General features: G+C 48.8%; 20 protein-coding genes. 1 reads left to right on the forward strand and 19 read right to left on the reverse strand.

Going from position 1 to position 20,985, the window contains the following annotated elements:
- Positions 1-288: 288 nt before the first annotated feature.
- From ACMYSL_RS17600 to yceD, 13 genes are all read right to left on the reverse strand, one after another.
- Positions 289-1,083, reverse strand: a complete 795-nt coding sequence (locus tag ACMYSL_RS17600) for a metal-dependent hydrolase (RefSeq protein ID WP_182237888.1) — start codon at positions 1,081-1,083, stop codon at positions 289-291.
- Positions 1,084-1,093: 10 nt separating this feature from the next.
- Positions 1,094-2,098 (reverse strand): DNA polymerase III subunit delta', encoded by a 1,005-nt coding sequence (holB, locus tag ACMYSL_RS17605; RefSeq protein ID WP_434659221.1) that lies wholly within the window; start codon positions 2,096-2,098, stop codon positions 1,094-1,096.
- On the reverse strand, positions 2,095-2,736 hold the full coding sequence (tmk, locus tag ACMYSL_RS17610; protein ID WP_182237884.1) for a dTMP kinase: 642 nt from the start codon (positions 2,734-2,736) through the stop codon (positions 2,095-2,097). Before tmk ends, holB begins: the two co-directional genes overlap by 4 nt.
- Positions 2,726-3,748, reverse strand: coding sequence for a cell division protein YceG (yceG, locus tag ACMYSL_RS17615; RefSeq protein ID WP_304258136.1), 1,023 nt, complete (start codon positions 3,746-3,748; stop codon positions 2,726-2,728). The genes tmk and yceG overlap by 11 nt, the downstream gene beginning before the upstream one ends.
- 2 nt (positions 3,749-3,750) lie before the next feature.
- A complete protein-coding gene (gene pabC / locus ACMYSL_RS17620) occupies positions 3,751-4,560 on the reverse strand; it encodes an aminodeoxychorismate lyase (protein ID WP_434659222.1) in 810 nt (269 codons plus the stop codon).
- 143 nt (positions 4,561-4,703) lie between these two features.
- Positions 4,704-5,945 carry a beta-ketoacyl-ACP synthase II gene (fabF, locus tag ACMYSL_RS17625; protein WP_110277122.1) on the reverse strand — a complete coding sequence of 414 codons (1,242 nt, stop codon included), beginning with the start codon at positions 5,943-5,945 and terminating at the stop codon, positions 4,704-4,706.
- An 89-nt stretch (positions 5,946-6,034) separates the two neighbouring features.
- Positions 6,035-6,271, reverse strand: a complete 237-nt coding sequence (gene acpP, locus ACMYSL_RS17630) for an acyl carrier protein (RefSeq protein ID WP_000103754.1) — start codon at positions 6,269-6,271, stop codon at positions 6,035-6,037.
- A 210-nt stretch (positions 6,272-6,481) separates the two neighbouring features.
- Complete coding sequence (gene fabG, locus ACMYSL_RS17635) at positions 6,482-7,216, reverse strand: 3-oxoacyl-ACP reductase FabG (RefSeq protein WP_004131399.1); 735 nt, start codon at positions 7,214-7,216, stop codon at positions 6,482-6,484.
- Between the two features lie 12 nt (positions 7,217-7,228).
- A complete protein-coding gene (fabD, locus tag ACMYSL_RS17640) occupies positions 7,229-8,158 on the reverse strand; it encodes an ACP S-malonyltransferase (RefSeq protein WP_434659223.1) in 930 nt (309 codons plus the stop codon).
- Positions 8,159-8,173: 15 nt separating this feature from the next.
- Complete coding sequence (locus ACMYSL_RS17645) at positions 8,174-9,127, reverse strand: beta-ketoacyl-ACP synthase III (RefSeq protein WP_112216823.1); 954 nt, start codon at positions 9,125-9,127, stop codon at positions 8,174-8,176.
- Between the two features lie 53 nt (positions 9,128-9,180).
- A complete protein-coding gene (plsX, locus tag ACMYSL_RS17650) occupies positions 9,181-10,278 on the reverse strand; it encodes a phosphate acyltransferase PlsX (RefSeq protein WP_182237876.1) in 1,098 nt (365 codons plus the stop codon).
- A gap of 202 nt (positions 10,279-10,480) precedes the next feature.
- Positions 10,481-10,654, reverse strand: a complete 174-nt coding sequence (gene rpmF, locus ACMYSL_RS17655) for a 50S ribosomal protein L32 (protein WP_000290724.1) — start codon at positions 10,652-10,654, stop codon at positions 10,481-10,483.
- Between the two features lie 16 nt (positions 10,655-10,670).
- Entirely contained in the window at positions 10,671-11,192 is a 522-nt protein-coding gene (gene yceD, locus ACMYSL_RS17660; protein ID WP_181482689.1) for a 23S rRNA accumulation protein YceD, read from the reverse strand.
- 141 nt (positions 11,193-11,333) lie between these two features.
- Between yceD and ACMYSL_RS17665 the strand changes: the two genes are divergently transcribed.
- On the forward strand, positions 11,334-11,918 hold the full coding sequence (locus ACMYSL_RS17665) for a Maf family protein (protein ID WP_182237874.1): 585 nt from the start codon (positions 11,334-11,336) through the stop codon (positions 11,916-11,918).
- 60 nt (positions 11,919-11,978) lie between these two features.
- Here the strand turns inward: ACMYSL_RS17665 and ACMYSL_RS17670 are convergent, their stop codons facing one another.
- The 6 genes from ACMYSL_RS17670 to ACMYSL_RS17695 form a co-directional block, all read right to left on the reverse strand.
- Positions 11,979-12,764 (reverse strand): sulfite exporter TauE/SafE family protein, encoded by a 786-nt coding sequence (locus ACMYSL_RS17670; RefSeq protein WP_110277116.1) that lies wholly within the window; start codon positions 12,762-12,764, stop codon positions 11,979-11,981.
- 170 nt (positions 12,765-12,934) lie between these two features.
- Positions 12,935-15,415: a (2S)-3-sulfopropanediol dehydratase gene (gene hpfG / locus ACMYSL_RS17675; RefSeq protein WP_434659224.1), complete on the reverse strand. Its 2,481-nt coding sequence runs from the start codon at positions 15,413-15,415 to the stop codon at positions 12,935-12,937.
- A 37-nt stretch (positions 15,416-15,452) separates the two neighbouring features.
- Positions 15,453-16,406, reverse strand: coding sequence for a (2S)-3-sulfopropanediol dehydratase activating enzyme (gene hpfH / locus ACMYSL_RS17680; protein ID WP_434659225.1), 954 nt, complete (start codon positions 16,404-16,406; stop codon positions 15,453-15,455).
- Between the two features lie 179 nt (positions 16,407-16,585).
- On the reverse strand, positions 16,586-17,689 hold the full coding sequence (locus tag ACMYSL_RS17685; protein WP_434659226.1) for a response regulator transcription factor: 1,104 nt from the start codon (positions 17,687-17,689) through the stop codon (positions 16,586-16,588).
- A 196-nt stretch (positions 17,690-17,885) separates the two neighbouring features.
- On the reverse strand, positions 17,886-19,037 hold the full coding sequence (locus tag ACMYSL_RS17690; RefSeq protein WP_434659227.1) for an iron-containing alcohol dehydrogenase: 1,152 nt from the start codon (positions 19,035-19,037) through the stop codon (positions 17,886-17,888).
- Positions 19,038-19,121: 84 nt separating this feature from the next.
- On the reverse strand, positions 19,122-20,552 hold the full coding sequence (locus tag ACMYSL_RS17695) for an SLC13 family permease (protein WP_434659228.1): 1,431 nt from the start codon (positions 20,550-20,552) through the stop codon (positions 19,122-19,124).
- Positions 20,553-20,985: the final 433 nt, after the last annotated feature.

Below are 20,985 nucleotides of genomic sequence, written 5' to 3' on the forward strand. Positions count from 1 at the left end.
CTCCTGAGTATTTGGTGCTTTTTTTTACGTTTTCACGCATTGGCCCGGGGGGAGAACCGCGCCGTGGACAGGACGTCTAAGCGCCCTTTATTTATTACACAGAGTAAAATAATTAGCGGAATGATTGTTTGACGGCTATCACGTTTCAATCAGCCTTCAGGTAAAAACTTACACTGTTTTACATAACACGTGTCTGAATGTTGCCAAAAAAGCTTCACCGCCCCATTTGTGGCGGTGAACTTTACTCGCTTTGAGTATTAATTACGAGCCTTAAAATAATAAGGAAGATCAGGCAGGTTGTAGCCGGGCGGGGTCAATATGAAAAAGCGTTGCAAAGTTTTCCGTGGTCCGTTGCGCCAGCGTATCCAGCGAGACACCTTTCAGAACCGCCATGTACTCAGCAACGTCACGAACCATCGCCGGTTGGTTCTCTTTACCACGGTGCGGTACCGGCGCCAGATACGGCGAATCGGTCTCCACCAGCAGGCGGTCAAGAGGCACGTAGCGCGCCGCGTCACGAAGCTGTTCTGCATTGCGGAACGTCACAATACCGGAAAACGAGATATAGAACCCCATGTCCAGCAGCTTACCCGCTGTCTCTCTATCCTCAGTGAAACAGTGTAGTACGCCACCGCAATCCGTCACTTTTTCTTCGCGTAAAATTGCCAGCGTATCGGCGCGGGCATCACGAGTATGCACAATAACCGGCTTGTTAAGTTCCCGACCGATACGAATATGATCGCGGAACGACGTCTGTTGACGTGTTTTGGTTTCTGGCGTGTAGAAATAATCCAGCCCGGTTTCACCCATCGCCACTACCCCCTCTTCCGCCGCAAGTTTGCGCAGCTCCTCGACGTCGTACTCTTCATCCTGATTTAACGGATGCACGCCACAGGAGAAAGCAACGCTGCCACTCTGTCCCACCAGCTCGCGCATACTGCGATACCCTGGTAGCGTCGTGGCAACCGCAAGGCAAAACTTCACATCGCGCGCGGCGGCTTTTGCCAGCACATCGTCCACATTTTTATGCAGCGTTTGATAATCCAGGCCATCAAGGTGGCAATGGGAGTCGACTAAAAACATGATATCTCTCTCAGAGATGGGATACGGGAAGTACCGCCCCGGGTTGCAGGTAATGTTCCCAGCGCAGAAGGCGCTCGGTTAGCAGTAGTTCGCGGTTAACACCAACAACGTTTAATAGCTGCTCGCGGCAGAAGCTCACGTCGCGCGCTATCACTTGTAAACGTGCGGCAGGGAGCGCCTGGGCCAGTTGATTCACCAGCGTCCAGACGTCCGGGTTACTGACAAGCGTAATCCCCTGCTGTCTTTTTTGCGCATCAACCAGCAGCGATGCCAGCCAATGCAGGCGAACTGCGGCCTGTTCGTGATTTAAAATGGGTAGCAGCGTCAGCCAGTCACCCTGAGTTAAAACGTTTGCCAGCGCCTGACAAAGCTGTTGACGCGCAGTCCAGTGCGCATCCTGGAGCAGCTCCAGAGCTGCCGCTGGCGCATTCGCGCTAAGACGCAGAGCAGCAAGCAATGCATCTTGTGACATTGTCACTTCACGCTCTAACCACGCCAGCGCGTACGATTCCGGAGGCGGTGTGAGGTGATGTAAACGGCATCGACTGCGCAACGTCGCCAGCAAACGCGCGGGTTCCTGGCAAGCGAGGAAGAACCAGGTATTCTCCGGCGGTTCCTCCAGCGTTTTCAGCAACGCGTTGGCCGCCGCGTCAGTTAGCATGGCGGCATCACCGATCCATATCACCTTAGCGCCGCCCAGCCGGGCGTGTTCATAGAGCTTTTCGTTGACGTCGCGCACGGCATCAATACCGAGCGAACTCTTCCCCTTTTCAGGAGTCAACGCATAATAATCAGGATGAGTGCCCGCCTGCATCAACTGACAGCTGCGGCAATGGCCACAGCTTTTATGCCCTTCCGGTTGCCGGCACATCAGGAAGCGACACAGCGCATAAATCAACGCATCGCTCCCCATGCCCGGCAATGCCTGGACCAGTAGCGCATGGTGACCCCGTCCTGCCTGGTAGCTGGAAACTAGCTGTTCGAAAGACGGGCGTAACCACGGATACCATTTCATGCGCGCAGCTCCGCCACCCATTGGCTCACTACCGCACGAATATCACGTTCCACAGCTTCCAGCGGCTGCGTGGCGTCCACGGTGCGAATGCTGGGGTCAAGTGCGGCCAGCTCAAGGTAGCGTGCGCGGGTACGGTTGAAGAAATCCAGGGATTCCTGTTCGATACGATCAAGATCGCCACGAGCGCGAGCGCGCTTAAGTCCCACCGCAGGCGTCACATCAAGATAAAGGGTCAAGTTGGGACGAAAATCGCCCAGCACCGCATCACGCAGGGTTGCCAGCATGGTTTGATCGATACCACGACCACCGCCCTGATAGGCCTGAGTAGAGAGATCATGACGATCGCCGATCACCCACTGACCGCGAGCCAGCGCCGGTTTAATCACTGTTTCAACCAACTGCACGCGAGCCGCATAAAACATCAGCACTTCAGCTTTGTCATTGATAACTTCATCGCCGGTTGACTGAATATCCAGAACCAGGCTGCGCAACTTCTCGGCAAGAATGGTGCCGCCCGGCTCGCGGGTGAACACCATATCGCTAACGCCCAGCTGTTTTAGCGTCTCTACCACCAGATTACGTGCGGTGGTCTTCCCTGCGCCTTCCAGGCCCTCGATGACGATATAGTTACTGCGCATTTTTTTCCTTAAGTACTTTCAGATAATCCTGCACCGAACGGTTGTGGCTGGTCAGATTGGTATTGAACGTATGACCCCCTTTTCCGTCGGCGACAAAATAGAGATACGGCGTTTTTGCCGGATGGGCAGCGGCATTCAGAGAAGCCTCTCCCGGTGCGGCGATAGGCCCTGGCGGCATGCCGTTAATGACATAAGTATTGTAAGCCGTTGGGGTTTCCAGGTCTTTACGCGTTAACTTGCCATTATAACTCTCACCCATCCCATAAATCACGGTCGGATCGGTTTGCAGACGCATGCCAATACGCAAGCGATTGATAAAGACCGATGCCACGCGATCGCGCTCTTCAGACACCGCCGTCTCTTTTTCAATAATGGAGGCCATTGTCAGCAATTGGTTCTGATCTTTATACGGCAGATTATCCATCCGCCCTTCCCAGGCTTTCTCAACAGCAGCAACCATTTTCTGATGCGCTCGCTTAAGGATCGCCACATCGCTGGTATTGGCGGTATACATCCAGGTATCCGGCCAGAACCAACCCTCCACCCAGTCCGCATGCTCCAGATCAAGGGCCTTCGCGACGGTTTCATAGCTGTCATCCGCCAGCGTATGTTTCACATAAGGCGCATCGCGAAGCTGTCGCAGATAGTCGCTTACCCGCATACCTTCGACAAAGCGCAGCGGAAACTGGGCTTCTTTCCCACTGGCCAACAGTTGCAGCATCTCACGTACCGTCATGTCAGGCGTGAAACGATATGTCCCAGCTTTAAAGTGGGAGAGCTCAGGTTCAATACGTAGCAACCACTGGAACACCCGTGGCCGGTTAATGACTTTATCGCCGTAAAGCTGTTGGCCCAACGCGATGCGCCCGGTGCCCGTTTCAAGAGTAAAGATGGTCTCTTCTTTAATGAGTAACTTGCTATCCGCCAATTGGCGAACTTTCCACATGCCGACGCCCGCAGCAATGCCCAGCACCACTACCAGCAACAGGATGAAACGTAACATTTTCTTCATGACTAATCAGACAGCTCACACAATGGGGCTAAAAAATGGTAAAGCTCGCGCGCGGACCAACATGTGTCGTCCCAACGGCGAACCGGCACCAGCGGCATTAATGCGTTACAGATAAGCACTTCGTCGGCTTCGCGTAGCGCATCGGGGCGCGTAGTCACTTCGACAACGCGAAACGGCGATGGTGCCAGCGTTGCGAGAATGTGCTGGCGCATAATACCGTTTACTCCCGCCTGATCGAGGCGCGGGGTAAAAACATCAAATCCTTTACGCCAGAATACGTTCGCGGCACAGCATTCCGTAAGCCACCCTTCACTGTCAAGAACCAGTGCTTCATCAGCGTCCGTCTGCTCAAGATGAGAGCGGATCAGTACCTGCTCCAGGCGGTTAAGGTGTTTTAGTCCGGCAAGAGAAGGATTACGTCCCAGCGGCATGGGACTTAGCGACACAGAAACCCCTTCTTCTCGCCAGCGGGCATAATGGGCAGGATATGGCGACACGCTAAGAATTCGGGTAGGGTTTGTGCAGCCCACAGTGCTGTATCCACGGCCGCCGGCGCCACGAGTGATCATCACCTTCAGAACCCCCTCCTGACATGGCTGCGCCAGACGCTGCATCTCCTCGGCTAATACTTTCCAGTCGCTAAAGGTAATAAAGAGTCTTTCACAGGTGGTTTGCAGGCGCGCCAGATGAGCAGGCAGAAATTGTACACGGCCCCCAATTATTCGAGCTGTCGTAAAACAACCATCACCGAACTGCACGCCGCGATCGTTCACCGCAAGCGTTTCACTTTCAGTGCCATTTATCAAAAACATAAAGGACTCCTTATCGCTGGTCGGTCAGTGTCGCAGGAGGAAAGATACGGTACAAGCGGAGAAAGCCGAATAAAAAAGGCCCGACAAGCGGGCCAATTTTTGATGGGCATTAACGGCATAACTAATGTTGCGCCAGGCGCGCATCAGACCTTTTTAAAGATCAGCGAACCATTTGTACCACCGAAGCCGAAGGAGTTACACAAGGTATACTCCATACCGCTAACCTGGCGTGCTTCGTGCGGGACGAAGTCGAGGTCGCAACCATCATCCGGGTTATCCAGATTGATAGTCGGCGGAACAGCTTGATCGCGCAGCGCCAGGATAGAGTAGATAGACTCTACTGCACCCGCGGCACCGAGCAAGTGGCCGGTCATTGATTTAGTCGAACTGACCATTACGCGGCCGGCGGCATCACCGAAGACAGACTTAACGGCCTGCGCTTCTGCTTTATCGCCAGCAGGCGTTGAGGTACCGTGCGCGTTGACGTAGCCAATCTGGCCTGCATCGATACCCGCATCACGGATAGCGTTAACCATCGCCAGTGCCGCTCCAGCGCCATCTTCCGGCGGCGAAGTCATATGGTAGGCATCGCTGCTCATACCAAAGCCGACGATTTCAGCGTAGATTTTCGCACCGCGTTTTTTGGCATGTTCGTACTCTTCCAGCACGACCATTCCCGCGCCATCACCTAGCACAAAACCATCACGCTCTTTGTCCCACGGACGGCTTGCCGCCTGAGGGCTGTCATTACGAGTGGAGAGCGCACGTGCTGCACCAAACCCACCAACGCCCAGTGGAGTACTGGCTTTTTCTGCACCACCGGCAACCATTGCGTCAGCATCGCCGTAGGCGATAATGCGCGCGGCTTGACCAATGTTGTGTACGCCCGAAGTGCAAGCGGTCGCGATGGAAATACTCGGTCCACGCAGACCAAACATGATGGTCAAATGTCCGGCCACCATGTTAACAATTGTGGAAGGAACAAAGAATGGGCTGATCTTACGCGGTCCGCCTTTTACCAGCGAACTGTGGTTTTCTTCGATCAAACCGAGGCCGCCAATACCGGAACCAATAGCGGCACCGATGCGGGTAGCATTCTCTTCCGTCACTTCAAGGCCAGAATCCTGCATGGCCTGAATGCCAGCGACAATTCCATATTGAATGAATGCGTCCATCTTGCGCTGTTCTTTGCGCGAGATGAAATCATCACAGTTAAAATCCTTTACTAAGCCAGCAAATTTCGTTGCATAGGCGCTAGTATCGAAATGGTCGATCAGGCTGATGCCACTCTGACCGGCAAGGAGAGCTTTCCAGGTAGACTCTACGGTATTGCCGACAGGAGACAACATGCCCAGTCCGGTCACAACTACACGACGCTTAGACACGGTTGTCCTCCAGGGAGGGAAAATAGATTCTTGTGGGACAAAATGTAGATAAAACTCAGGCGGTCGAATGACCGCCTGGAGATGTTCACTTACGCCTGGTGACCGTTGATGTAATCAATGGCAGCCTGAACAGTAGTGATTTTCTCAGCTTCTTCGTCCGGAATCTCAGTATCAAACTCTTCTTCCAGAGCCATTACCAGCTCAACGGTGTCAAGAGAATCAGCGCCCAGGTCTTCAACGAAGGAAGCATTGTTGGTAACTTCTTCCTGCTTAACGCCCAGCTGTTCGCCGATAATTTTCTTAACGCGTTCTTCGATAGTGCTCATACTCTTAAATTTCCTATCAAAACTCGCTTTCGCGATGGTTTTCGTAGTGTATAAAATGTTGAAAAATTTGCAACTAAATCCCGGCAGGTCTTACCACGATTTTACGCTATTTTGCGGCTTTTTCCCCTCATAACGCAAATCATTTTGCACAAAACATTACTGTGAATCGCACGGACTGCGCGGTTCCTGAGCGTTTTGCACAAATCTCGGTCAGACCATATACATCCCGCCGTTGACGTGCAAAGTTTCACCGGTGATGTAACTCGCTTCGTCAGAAGCTAAAAATGCAACCGCACTGGCGATTTCATTTGGAGAGCCGAGGCGCCCCGCAGGAACTGCTGCCAGAGTACCCGCACGCTGCTCATCGGTCAGCGCACGTGTCATGTCCGTTTCAATAAAGCCCGGAGCAACAACGTTTACAGTAATACCGCGTGACGCAACTTCGCGAGCCAGTGATTTACTGAAGCCAATCAGACCCGCTTTCGCCGCAGCGTAGTTGGCCTGACCTGCATTTCCCATGGTACCAACCACAGAACCGATAGTGATAATACGTCCATGACGCTTTTTCATCATAGCGCGCATTACCGCTTTTGACAGACGGAAAACAGATGACAGGTTGGTTTCGATAATATCGTTCCACTCATCATCTTTCATGCGCATTAACAGGTTATCACGAGTAATCCCGGCATTGTTCACCAGGATATCAACTTCACCAAATTCTGCGCGAATATTTCCCAGAACAGATTCGATAGATGCCGGATCGGTCACATTCAACAGCAGACCTTTGCCATTGGCACCTAAATAATCGCTGATCGCCTGCGCACCGCTTTCGCTGGTTGCAGTACCGATAACTTTCGCGCCACGGGCAACGAGCGTTTCAGCAATTGCGCGGCCAATCCCGCGACTTGCACCGGTAACCAGCGCGATTTTTCCTTCAAAACTCATGGTTTTCCTCTTTTATTGCTCAAGCGCCGCAGACATGGCCGCCGGCTCGTTAAGCGCGGAGGCGGTCAGGGTGTCAACAATACGTTTAGTCAGGCCGGTGAGGACTTTACCCGGCCCCACTTCATACAGATGCTCAACGCCCTGTGACGCCATAAACTCAACGGTTTTGGTCCACTGAACCGGACTATACAGCTGGCGGATCAATGCATCACGGATAGCATCAGGTGTCGTTTCACACTTCACGTCAACATTGTTCACAACCTGAACAGTCGGCGTGTTAAAGGTGATTTTTTGTAATTCAACGGCCAATTTTTCAGCAGCAGGCTTCATCAATGCACAGTGAGACGGCACGCTGACCGGCAGCGGCAACGCACGTTTAGCGCCCGCAGCTTTACATGCTGCGCCAGCGCGCTCTACGGCTTCTTTGTTACCGGCAATAACAACCTGTCCCGGTGAATTAAAGTTTACCGGAGAAACCACCTGACCTTCAGCAGACTCTTCGCAGGCTTTCGCAATTGATGCATCGTCAAGACCAATGATAGCTGACATTGCGCCGGTACCTTCTGGTACGGCTTCCTGCATGAATTTGCCGCGCATCTCAACCAGACGCACCGCATCAGCAAAATCGATAACGCCCGCACAGACCAGTGCAGAATACTCACCCAGGCTATGACCCGCCAACAGCGCCGGTGCTTGACCGCCCTGCTGCTGCCAGACACGATACAACGCGACGGATGCTGTCAGCAGCGCCGGTTGTGTCTGCCAGGTTTTGTTCAGTTCTTCCGCTGGGCCTTGCTGTACAAGCGCCCACAGATCGTAACCCAACGCCGCAGAGGCTTCACGGAATGTCTCTTCGACTACCGGGTAAGCGGCTGCCATATCGGACAGCATCCCGACGGTCTGAGAGCCCTGTCCCGGGAACACAAAAGCAAATTGCGTCATGTTTAAATCCTTATACTAAAAACGAACCAGCGCGGAACCCCAGGTGAAACCACCACCAAAGGCTTCCAGCAGAATGAGCTGACCACGCTGGATACGGCCATCACGAACGGCCTCATCCAGCGCGCAAGGAACAGAGGCTGCTGAAGTATTACCATGTCTGTCGAGAGTAACCACCACGTTATCCATCGACATCCCCAGCTTTTTCGCCGTGGCGCTGATAATACGCAGGTTGGCCTGATGCGGCACCAGCCAATCCAGCGCAGAACGCTCGAGGTTATTTGCCGCCAGGGTCTCATCAACGATATGCGCCAGTTCGGTCACGGCAACTTTAAAGACTTCGTTGCCCGCCATCGTCAGATAAATTGAGTTGTCAGGATCAACGCGATCGGCGTTCGGCAGCGTCAGCAGTTCACCGTAGCTACCATCCGCATGCAGATGCGTAGAGATAATACCCGGTTCTTCAGAAGCGCCCAGCACAACCGCACCAGCGCCATCGCCAAAGATGATGATGGTTCCACGATCGGTCGGATCGCAGGTTCGCGCCAGCACATCAGCACCAATGACCAGCGCGTAATCAACCGCACCGTTTTTAACGTATTGATCGGCGACGCTCAGCGCGTAGGTGAAACCCGCACATGCAGCAGCAACGTCAAACGCCGGACAACCTTTAATGCCCAGCATTGATTGAACCTGGCAAGCAGAACTTGGAAATGCATGGGTACCGGAGGTGGTCGCAACAATAATCAGACCAATTTGTTCCGGCTTAACGCCCGCCATGTCCAGTGCATTCTTAGCGGCTGCAAAGCCCATCGTAGCAACTGTTTCATTCGGTGCGGCAATACGACGCTCACGGATACCTGTTCGAGTGACAATCCACTCGTCAGACGTATCTACCATGTTTTCTAATTCAGCGTTCGTACGCACGTGCTCAGGCAGATAACTGCCGGTACCAACAATCTTCGTATACATGTACGCTCAGTCACTCTTGGGTAATATACCTGGGTTACTCAAACTACCGGGCGTCAGTCGTTACCAGTTATCCCAGTCTGAGAACCGGAACTCCCGCTTCTGCCGCCCTCAGGCAGTTCGAAACCTGTAGGGTATAAAGATTCCAGGCGAGCGGCAATCCGCTGAGGGATCTGCCGCTGCACCGCCTGCACTGCCTGCTCTATCGCTACGCTAAAGGCGCGCTGATTGGCAGCACCGTGACTTTTAATCACGGAACCGCGCAATCCTAACAGACAGGCGCCATTATACTGGTCGGGGTTGAGGTGACTGAATCGCCTCGACAGGCTTTTTTGTAACCAACGCTTTAATAAAAGCAGCCACCACGACCTTTTTTTCCCCTCTCCCTGTGATTTCAACAGTGAAAGGAACATTCTGACAACACCTTCCATCGTTTTTAATGTGACGTTGCCCGTGAATCCATCACAAACCAAAACATCCGTCTTACCCGTCAACAATTCGTTGGCTTCCAGATAGCCAATATAGTTGAGGGTTGGCAAGGTTTTCAAAACCGCCGCCGCATCGCGAATACTGCTGAGACCTTTCATCTCTTCTTCGCCAATGTTCAGTAATGCAACTCGGGGATTTTGAATACCGATGACCTCTTCGGCTAAAACTGCCCCCATCACCGCAAACTGCACCAGCATCGTACTATCGCAATCTACGTTAGCGCCTAAATCCAGCACCACCGTTTTGCCCTTCTGCTGATGCGGCAACATCGTTACCAACGCAGGACGCTCAATCCCTTCGATGGGTTTGAGCAACAGTTTCGCCAGCCCCATCAGCGCCCCGGTATTGCCCGCGCTAACGCAGGCCTGCGCCCGCCCTTCTTTCACTAACTCCAGCGCCACGCGCATTGAGCTACCGCGACTGGCGCGGATCGCTTGTGCGGGTCGCGCATCACTGGCAATAACTGACTGCGCAGGAATCACCTGCAGACGTGAACGTTGTTCAAAATCAGCTTTGGCTAGTAATGGCGTGATAGTGTCGGGATCGCCGACTAAAAGAAGTGTGAGTTGTGAATTAGAGTTCAGTGCCTGCAATGCTGCAGGCACCGTCACGGAGGGTCCGAAATCTCCCCCCATGACATCTAACGCCAGGGTTAGATGTGTCAAGATATCGTCGCTGCTCGGTTTGGTTATTCCCCAGTTACCCGGGGAAATCCTCACTAAGCTTCATCACGCTTTTACTCTTCGTCTTTCACGCTGCAAGTGCGTTGACTGCGCTCGTTCACACCAGTCACATAGTGAGCTATGCTCCGGGTGCTTCTCTCGCTTGCGTCTTCTTGCAACGCGAAATCCATGGAGTAATGCGTGATTACTTAGCGATTACCTTGCGACCGCGGTAGAAACCGTCGGCAGTGATGTGGTGACGCAGGTGTTTCTCACCAGAAGTTTTGTCTACAGACAGGCTGGTGACTGCGGTCAGAGCGTCATGGGAACGACGCATGCCACGTTTGGAACGGGTTGGTTTATTCTGTTGTACGGCCATGGACCTTACTCCTCAATTACTTATGCTTTAAGCTGGCTAATACGGCAAATGGGTTTGGTTTTTGTGCCTCTTCAGGCAGTTCGCCAAAAACCATGTCCGCGTCGGACACTTCACAGTGTTCAGAATCATGCACCGGAACTACAGGCAAGAAGAGGATAATTTCATCTTCAACGAGCGCCTGCAGATCGATTTCACCGAATTCGTTAACCTCAATCGGCTCATACGCTTCCGGCAGTGCTTCCGCCTGTTCGTCATTTCTGACGGGGCTGAAACAATACGTTGTGTGGACATGATAAGGGAACGGTTTCCCGCAACGCTGGCATTCGAGGGTTACCGACACCGTTGCATCGCCGTTTATCACGGCAAGGCGCTGATTATCAATAGCGAACGATATGCTGCATTCCACATCGCTGTCCACGCTGACAACAGAATCGGCGACACGCACAACTTGATCACGGGTATAGATACCTTGGTAATCTAAGCGTTTTTGAGCCGTGCGAACCGGATCGAGAGTCAGGGGTAATTTTACCTTTTGCATAGGGCGCGCATATTAACTTTGTAATGTCATAGAGTCAAAGAAAAAGGCAGCCTCAGGTTGCCTTTTGCCAATTATTCGCACACATTGCGGCGCATAGTTTAAAATGATGCTCTGCGAAGCGCTACATGTGGATGAAAAAATATGTCTGAACTGATCCTGGCGTCAACCTCTCCATGGCGGCGAATGCTGCTGGAGAAGCTTTCAGTGCCTTTTGAATGCGCAGCTCCAGACGTTGATGAAACGCCGCTGCCGGGTGAATCGGCACGCCAGCTGGTGATGCGTCTGGCACAAGCAAAGGCGCAAGCCCTCGCCGAACGCTTTCCACACCACCTTATTATAGGTTCTGATCAGGTTTGCGTCCTGGATGGTGAAATCACTGGCAAACCACATACCGAAGAAAACGCCCATCGCCAGTTAAAGAAAGCCAGCGGCACCATCGTGACCTTCTACACCGGTCTGGCGCTGTACAATTCAGCTAATGGTCATTTACAGACCGAATGCGAACCCTTTGACGTTCATTTCCGCCGTTTAAGCGACCAGGAAATTGACAGCTATGTGCGCAAAGAAAACCCACTGCAATGCGCTGGAAGTTTCAAAAGCGAAGGATTAGGTATCACGCTTTTTGAACGTCTTGAAGGCCGCGACCCAAATGCACTGGTCGGCCTACCGTTAATCGCCTTATGTCAAATGCTCCGCCGGGAAGGATTTAACCCCTTACTCACATAAGCAGGCGTTAAAATGGGATCGGAGGTTTTAATATCCTCCCGATCCCATAACGACCTCATTTTACGCAAGAGCCATCAGGCTGGTAAACAGCATGTTGCCGCCGACAAATAACAGCACGCAATACACGATGCGCAGGAACGTCTCCTTATTAATACGCTGCAGGAAGGCCATTCCCAGAAAGAAGCCGATCGCCGCCATCGGGAAACCGATAGTCAGAGCGCCCCCAAGATGTTCCGTCCATGCGCCATTACGATACTGGTTAAATGCGTTCCAGGTGTTAAATACCACCCATACCATATTCATGGTATTACGAAATTTTTCTTTCTCCTTCACCGCTTCAATCGTGTAAACGGTGATCAGCGGCCCACCGATAGTGAACGCACCGTGCACAACACCACCTAAAATAAGACAACCATAACGAAAGCATTTTTTCGCTGTCGTATCTGGCACATTAATAGCTTCTGCTTTTTTAAAGATCAATGGATTGACGATATGCTTGTAAATGTTCATTACTGCAATAATCGTGACCATTGCGCCAATACAGATTTTCGCTACATTGGGACTAATTGTATAAAATAAATAGTTACCGACTAATATTCCCGGAACGCACAGGGCGACTATTTTTCCTAAATCTTTCCAGGAAACATCGCGCCAGGTTCTGACCGCCAGAAAATATAAAAAAGGTAAGGTAATCAACGTACCATAAGGTACCCCTACCGACGTTCCTAGTAAACCGTTAGTCACTGATGCCGCGATAACGGTACAGCCAAATCCGGTACATCCCTGAACAAAAAAACCGACAATTTGCATCAGGCCGACAAGTATAAAATCAGTATTGAAACTCATAATATCCGCCCTGGATATAAAGACATTCGCATTATCTCTGGCTTTTTTCTACCCAACCAGAGAAATCAGGGTGTGGGTCGGCCTCTCTTTTGTTGTCCCGGAGATATAAATCCCATATCTCCGGGATGGTAAAAGTTAATAGCCTTCCCACAACATGCTGCACGTTATTATCAGAAATGAAGTTCAGTACGCTGAATCAAATCTTTCTGTAACGGTTTGCCGAGTTCGACAAAATAAGCGCTATAACCTGCAACGCGAACCAGCATGTCTTTATAATCCTCCGGCTTTTTCTGCGCGGCGCGCATGGTTGCCGAGCTCATGATATTGAACTGAACGTGCATCGCCTGCTTGGCAATATACTCATCAATAAAACTCAGCAGATTATCGCGCCCTTCGACTCCAGCCACCGCTTCTTGTGGGAATCGAAGATTCATCAGAGTACCGTTGGTCGCCAGGCTATGGTCAACTTTGGTTAATGAGTTGACTAACGCCGTTGGCCCGCAGATGTCATGAGAGCCGCCGTCAGTGTGAACTGGCCCCATATTATCGGAGATAGGCTCAAATTTTTTACGTCCATCAATAGAAGCATTTGTGTTCAGACCCATGCCGACGTTGGCATTCACGGAATAAACGCCTGGACTGAATTCTCCCCCGCGCGGCGTCTTTCTACCGCTAATATGACGGCAGTAGCATTCAAACATGAATTTGAACAGATCATCCGCATAATCATCATCGTTGCCGTAGTGACGCACCTTCGAACTATTGACCAATGCATACAGTTTTTCGTGGCCGACCCAGTTATCCTTAACTGCCTGCAGCATCTCAGCACCGCTATACCGCTTCTCGTCGAACACCAGCTGTTTAATGGTGGCCAGACTGTCCGCACAGGTCGCCATACCCGCCGCCTGCGGAGCAATACCGTTGTACTTCGCGCCGCCTTCAGTCAGATCCTTACCTGAAATCATACAGTCTTCATAGAAAGCGGAGACGTAGGGAACAGGTTTCAGCTCGCGATGTGCATTGTCGATAATATTCAAACTGCTGCACATTTGATCGGTCCAGTATTCAAACTGTTGATCGACGCTTGCCAGAACTTCATCAAAGCTCTTGTAGGTATCCAGGCTACCGGTATCAGGCCCCAGTTGCTCTCCGGTACTAAGGCTGCGGCCACCGTTGACCACCATCTCCATCATTTTAGGCGTATTCACATAAGCCGCATCATGCCAGCCATACTCTTTACCCGCTAAATCCAGCTCGACGCAGCCAACAACGCAGTAATCTCTGGCCTCTTCAAGAGTCATTCCCTTGCGCAGCATCCCCTTAATAGAAGGTGCATCATTGAATAGCTTCGGATGTCCGTAACCTGCGCGGATGCACTCAACGGTCTTAATTTTTAATTCATAGGGCGTATTTTCATGCATGCGAACACAAACCCACGGGTTCATCATTCGCGTATGGGCTGAACCTTCCAGCATCAGCATCGTCAGATCGTTAGTCGCATCATTCCCCTCACGATCGACGCCGCCAAGAGTCAGGCTTTCACCGCCAAAACCACGACCGTTACGCACTGCAACGGTGCCTTTGTCTTTTAGCTTGGTGGGGTTGTTCATCTTCACGTACTGAACTTCGATTAACTCAAGTGCGAACTCTTTAGTCATCGTGTTGTTCTTCATGTCCGCCGCGAACCACGGATAAAGCCACTGATCCATGCGGCCATAGGAAATGGAGTGCCCATTACTTTCAATTTGGATTAGCGTTGTGGCGAAATTGAACAACTGCAGCGCTTGCCAGAATGTCTGCGGTACACCACCGGCGATCTGCTGACAATTTAATGCCATGGTTTCGAGCTCTTGCTTTCTCTGCGGGTTTTCTTCTTTTTCAGCAGACTCTTTAGCCAATTTTGCATATCGCGCAATATATTTTTTAGCCGCTTCAAGTTCGATAATCATCGCTGTATAGAAGTCACGCTTGTCGCCATATTCAGGATCACGCTTGCTTAACTTTTCCAATCCGGCTTGCGCATTGTCGATCAGACCGTTATAACCCACAGCCATTAAACGGGCGTAATCAATCGCCAGATGCCCTGCTCCGGCATAATGATAAAGATTGGTCTGGAATATCTTCTCGCCAACTTCAGACCCTTTAGTCTGATCTTTTTCAAGCCGACTGTTGATCAAATCATCAACGGTTTTACCTTCCCAATATCGGCAAAGTTCAACGATCTCCTTGCGTTCCTCATCATTGCGAATATAGAACTGATCGTTGGCACGCTCTTCAAAAGGAGAATGCAGGATCTCATTAATGATCCAGTTGACAGAGAACTCAGGATATATCGGTGATGCTTTGGCCGGGGCCGCTATTTCACCAAGAATAAGATCTTCATCATAAATATATAACCTGGTATTCAGCAGGATGTTTTCAAACGCCCTGGCACACTTCAGCTTACGCGGTGCATCTTCATGCTTCTGATATGCTTCAGTTACCAGTCTTAAGCGTTCAACATCAATATCATAAGGCATGTCGAGAAACGCCTGCCGCAGGCGATTGACGCGGGGGTATGGAGACCAGTCTTCATGATGAACTTGATAGCCCAGGCTATAGGTTTTATCAAAAGGCTGGGTCCCACATGCAGTAGTATGATTTACTTTCATAGAAGTTATCCCATTTAAGATTGAAATAAAATGTTGACTATTTTTCTTTTGTCCCCACCACGCAATGAATGCCGCGCTGGTTAAAATATTCGGCTAGCATCTGGATATGCTTTTGAAATGACCTGCGATTAACCTTCACGTTTTTCATTTTATAAGGAAGACCCAGCGCAGTATATTTCTCTTCACCAAGACGCATAAAGCTTAAGAGCTGTAATGTCCGGATTTTCCCGCCGAGTTCATTAAGAATAAAATCGGCGGTGGCTTCTATATTCGCCATATCATCATTCACATTTGGAATAACCGGAATACGTAAAATGATGTCATGTCTTTCTGCTGTTAACTTTATTAAATTCTTCAGAATCTTATCATTAGATACTTTAGTATATTTTTTATGAATTTCAGGATCCATATGTTTAATATCTGAAATAATAAGGTCGGTGTACGGCAGAACATTCTGCACTTTTTTCCATGGCACATATAACGATGACTCAAGGCACGTCTGAATTCCTTCACTCATGCAGGCTTGAAATAGTTTGGCGACAAAATCACTTTGCAGTAAGGGTTCACCACCAGAAACCGTCACCCCGCCACCAGAGCGTTCATAATAGCCTTTATCTTTACGAATCTCTTCCATGCACTCTTCTACCGACATAGATTTCCCCCATAGCTTAATCGCATCGGAAGGACAGGCATTATGACAAGCCAGGCAGTTTGTACAGTCGTGGCGTTCTATTGAAGTCAGTTTTCCGCGAGTAAACTGTAGTACATTTTCCTGCGGGCAAGTATCGTCACAAGCAGCGCATTTTTTATAGGAAATGCATTTTGTTTTATAGACCCCCACCTGCGCATAGGGCATAAAACTTTCAGGATTGCTGCACCATTCGCAACGTAACGGGCAACCTTTTAGAAATAACTCGGTGCGCAGACCTGGGCCATCATGGATAGTGAAGCGCTGAATATTGAAAATAATCCCTGGTGGTGATTGATTCATTCTGCATTTCCTCAGCGTTCATTTAAATATTAATGCATATAACACATAGTTTACATGCATTAATATTTTTATTTTCAATACCCTATAAACTCAGGATATCTAAAATGAACGCTTTAGAAAATCGACCGGACTTACTATTTTACATAGGGAATACTCCCTATTTTAAACCTCTACTCCGGCTATTTATCTTCAAACCACTTATACAATTGAAAACGACTGTTAACTCCGCATTTAATGTATATATTTTGTATGTGTTTTTTTACAGTATGGTAACTAATTACCAGTTCATCAGCAATTGCCTGATACGTTAACCCGTTATACATCAGCCCGGCAACCTTCTGCTCCGCCTGGGTCAAAGGTAATTTGATGCCAGAGTAGTCATTAACTTTTCGATCTTCTTTCTGAGAAATGGTGATCCAGTGGTAGGTGTCAATAATTCCATTTGAATAGTTTTGATCATAGGTATAGATTTTGAAAATATAGTCTTTTATAACCCGAGTCTGGACACGATGAGTGGTAGTGCCCTCACCTTCATTACCCAATAAAAATGGGAGCCAGTTACAAGGCCTGGTACTGCTAATCTCTTCGGTAATCGAGGGGCCAAGAATATCTTTCAAAAACTCCTGCGCCATTTCATTTGAACTCATGATGTGCATGAAATCATCAGTGATTAAGTATGCTTTCTCACCTGAAGAGATGATCTCATTTTGAATGTTTGAGACAATTTTAGCCTGTTCGTGCTTCTTGAAATTTTTGTATGAGTTGGCTACATAAACATATATTTTATTTAACGTAGCTATTTCATTATCAGTGAAGTCGCCCTCTTGCTGATTTTTAAAAAAAGCCACCTGAATATAAGCATTGATACCAAATGCCATTGTCACGCCATAATGCTGCTGGAAATTTTCCTCGAGAAATCGCACGTAACCAGAGTGTTCATAATCGATCGTGTTAATAATATCGGTTGATTTATATAGTCTTGGTGTGACATTAAAGTAAGTGAGTTGATCGGCCACCGCTTCCTGATGTATCACATGCCTGACAACATCATTCGCGATAAACTTACGGTATGGATGCTCTTTACCATCAAGATGAATACCATCCCAGTTGACCCATGAAAGAAACTTCCCCTGGGTATCGAAATATGAAATTAAGATTTTTTTGAAACCAAAGTTTCGCTCGAGAGAATCCAATAAGACGCTACTAAAAAATTCCCGCGCAGATATTTGTCGCTCTGACATTTCCGAAAAAAAATTTAACTGACCAACACTTTCGTAGTTCATGGTCACTCTCCATTACTTTTATAAATCCGGGGGCCGATACTCTGACCTATTACATCCGTTTTTAACAAAATATGGTTTTTCTCGCAATTCATTTCCATAAGAAAAAGCTGAACATTGAATTTAGATCACAATGGCTCAGCTTTTCTCACAACCTGGCGAATTTAATTTAAAGAATCATTAAAGTTTTAGAAACCTGTCATAACGCCTTTTCGTAAAGTGCAATAATATCCTTTAATGTCGACTGCCGTGGGTTCACCAGAATATTACCGCTTTTCATAGCATCTTTTGCCATATCAGGGATCATTTCAGCCTTAACACCAACAGCAGACAGTGATGCAGGAATTCCACAGTCGACATTAAGTTTTTTAATTTCCTCAACAAGCATCTGCGGCTTAAATCCATTTAATACGCCATTGCCTTCACGGATATAATTATAAATCACCTCATAGCGTCCACAATCGGCAAGCGCATTATATTCAACCACCGTTGGTAGAAGAATTGCGTTCGCGACACCATGTGGTACATGGAAAAAAGCGCTTACCGGATGGCTCATCGCATGCACATTGCCCAATCTAGCCCATGCAAAGGCGATACCGGCAAAATTGCTTCCCAGCATCATGTCACATGCTGCTGCCTCATCTTTTCTATTTGCAATAAACCGACGCAGGCTACCACCAATTAATTCCATCGCTTTTTCTGCCATGGCATCAGAAAACGGAGAGGCGCTGGTGGATAGATAGGCTTCTAAGGCATGAATCAGCGCATCAATACCGCATGCAGCAGCAATATGTGATGGTGCAGTCATGATCAATTCGGGGTCCAAAAGTGCATATTTGGGCAGAATCTCATAACTGATAACGGAGAGTTTATAGTTCCTGGCTTCATCCGTAATGACTGACGAAGCCGTGACCTCACTCCCCGTTCCCGCCGTGGTCGGGATCGCGATCATCGGAACAATCGGTCCTGGGACTTTATTGCTCCCTTCGTAGTCAGTGATGCTTCCACCATAGTTAACTAATACTCCCACTGCTTTCGCAACATCTATCGAACTGCCTCCGCCGAGCGCCACAATACTCGTTGCACCACATTTCTTGTAGACCGCAGTTGCTTCATTTACGACGTCTACGGTCGGATTCGGAATTACTCCCAACCAGGTGGTATGATGAATTCCCGCAGAAGCAATAATATCTTCTATCTTTTTTACTACCCCAAGACCTTCGAGACCGGGGTCGGAAATCAAGAGCACATTTTCAGAATGATTTTCCTTTAAGATTTGCGGCAGTTTATTTAGGCAGCCGATACCAAACTCAATGCTTTGCGGTATTTTAAAGTTAAAGCTTTTCATCATCTTCCCTTCTATTTTCAGTAATTAAAAGACATGAATATCTCTTCTTCCCCTGCCCTAAAAATCATAAATTTGGCCTGGGCGTACTTATTTCATAAACTCTGAGAGTTGGCTGAACGCAGGCCAAAATTTCAAGCATGTATAACCGACAATCACCACGAATATGATATGGATGAGAGCCATCAGGCTTCCTCCTTTGAACATAGCCCTGGCATCCAGACCATAGGCTACAGGGATTGCCCGAACGCTGATGGGCAGCATAAATTCTGCGTTGAAGGCCATCACGGTAATAAACCAGTAGGGAATAGGATTCAAACCAAGCTTGGTGGTAAATCCAAGGACAATAGGCAGCACGACAGCGGCTGAAGCAGTTGAGTTTGTTGATTCAGAAATGATGCGGGCCAGAACCACAAATACAATAATGGTAAGCAGTCCGCCATCGAGCGATAGTTGTGAGATAAGACTGGCGATTCCAACGCTTGCACCAGAGTCATTCACCAATTTTCCTAACGCTAAACCACCGCCAAAGAGAATCAGCATTCCCCACATGGTCTCTTGTTGCGCCATCTCCCAGGTCAGCATCGGTCCTTTTTTGACCGTAGTTATCACAAAGCAGAGGCAACCAAGAATCAGATATAAATGAGCAGGAGACAGTGCCGGAAAAATAGGTGCATACAGAGGACGCGCAAAAGCGCCAATCAGGCCTAAAATGAACAGCGAAGCGCAGACTTTCTCATCACGCGTCATCGGTCCGAGTTCGCGGTAATTCTTTTCAAAGTACTCGCGCGTTCCATTTAGCATTTTAACTTTCATCGGCATCAGCAGCATACAGGCAAGGCTGACAATCGAAATAATGATGTAAAACGGTGCCATACGAATGAGCCAGTCAACGTACATAAACTCGTGACCAATACGCTCTTCAAGAATTGAAATAGCCGCAAGGTTCATCGCTCCCCCCAGAGGACTCCCTACACCACCAATACCAACCCCCCAGCCAATCGCCAACAGGATTGGAACCGCTGGTTTACATGAAGGTATATCGTCGTAACCTGACGCTGCCAGCATGGCGATAGCAATAGGCGTAAACAATGCGCAAACCATCACATTCGGGAGAATGGTTGAAGCTACGATGCTGGCAAGCAACCAGACCGTAATCTGCGACTTCATTGATGGGCCGATAAGAGAAAGAACTTTTAAAGCAACCCGGCGATCTAAACCAATCGAAGCCCAGGGGATGCACAGCAGTCCCGAACCAAAAATAAGGATAATGCTATCGGACCAATACTGGGCCGTAATGCTCCCCATCGGCACAATATTAAAGAGCGCGTTGATAACAATTGGTAGGAGGCTGGTTACAGCAACATGCACCGGCCGGGTAACCCACCAGAAGATCATCCACAGCAAGGTACCGACAGCCTGTGCGCCTGGGGTTGTCAGGCTATGTGAAAAAATCAGGATAGCCACAATAAAAATGATAGGGCCGCTTAAGAGATATACCAAGCGTCGTGAGTTATTCATAGCATATCCCCAGCGTCAATTCTTTCAGTTGTAGGCCAATAGATGCACATGTGTTTAAAAAACGTAATTATATAGATACGAAAAATCGCAACTTCATATCAATAAAAGTAAATTTATTCTTTTCTACGAAGTGCATCACATTTAGCAAAAACGATTCAGTTATTTTTCAAAAAAAAACCCAGCCAATATCACCACTGTATTTAAAATGTATCTACATTGTTGAGAAGTATAGGTCATATAGATATACCGAATAACATGAAAAAATAAATTAATCCTTATATATCAAAACCATATCAAACATTAAAAATCAAAAAAAGCAGCTATCCTTACTATTTTCCATAGGGAGAACTCCCTATTTTATAAAGATCATGCGCTATATCTCTTATTGAAAAGTGAAATCCAAAACAAAGTGATGCCGTCTCTATCAGTAATA

Source organism: Klebsiella sp. MISC125, from assembly GCF_051131775.1.
Classification (GTDB): Bacteria; Pseudomonadota; Gammaproteobacteria; order Enterobacterales; family Enterobacteriaceae; genus Klebsiella.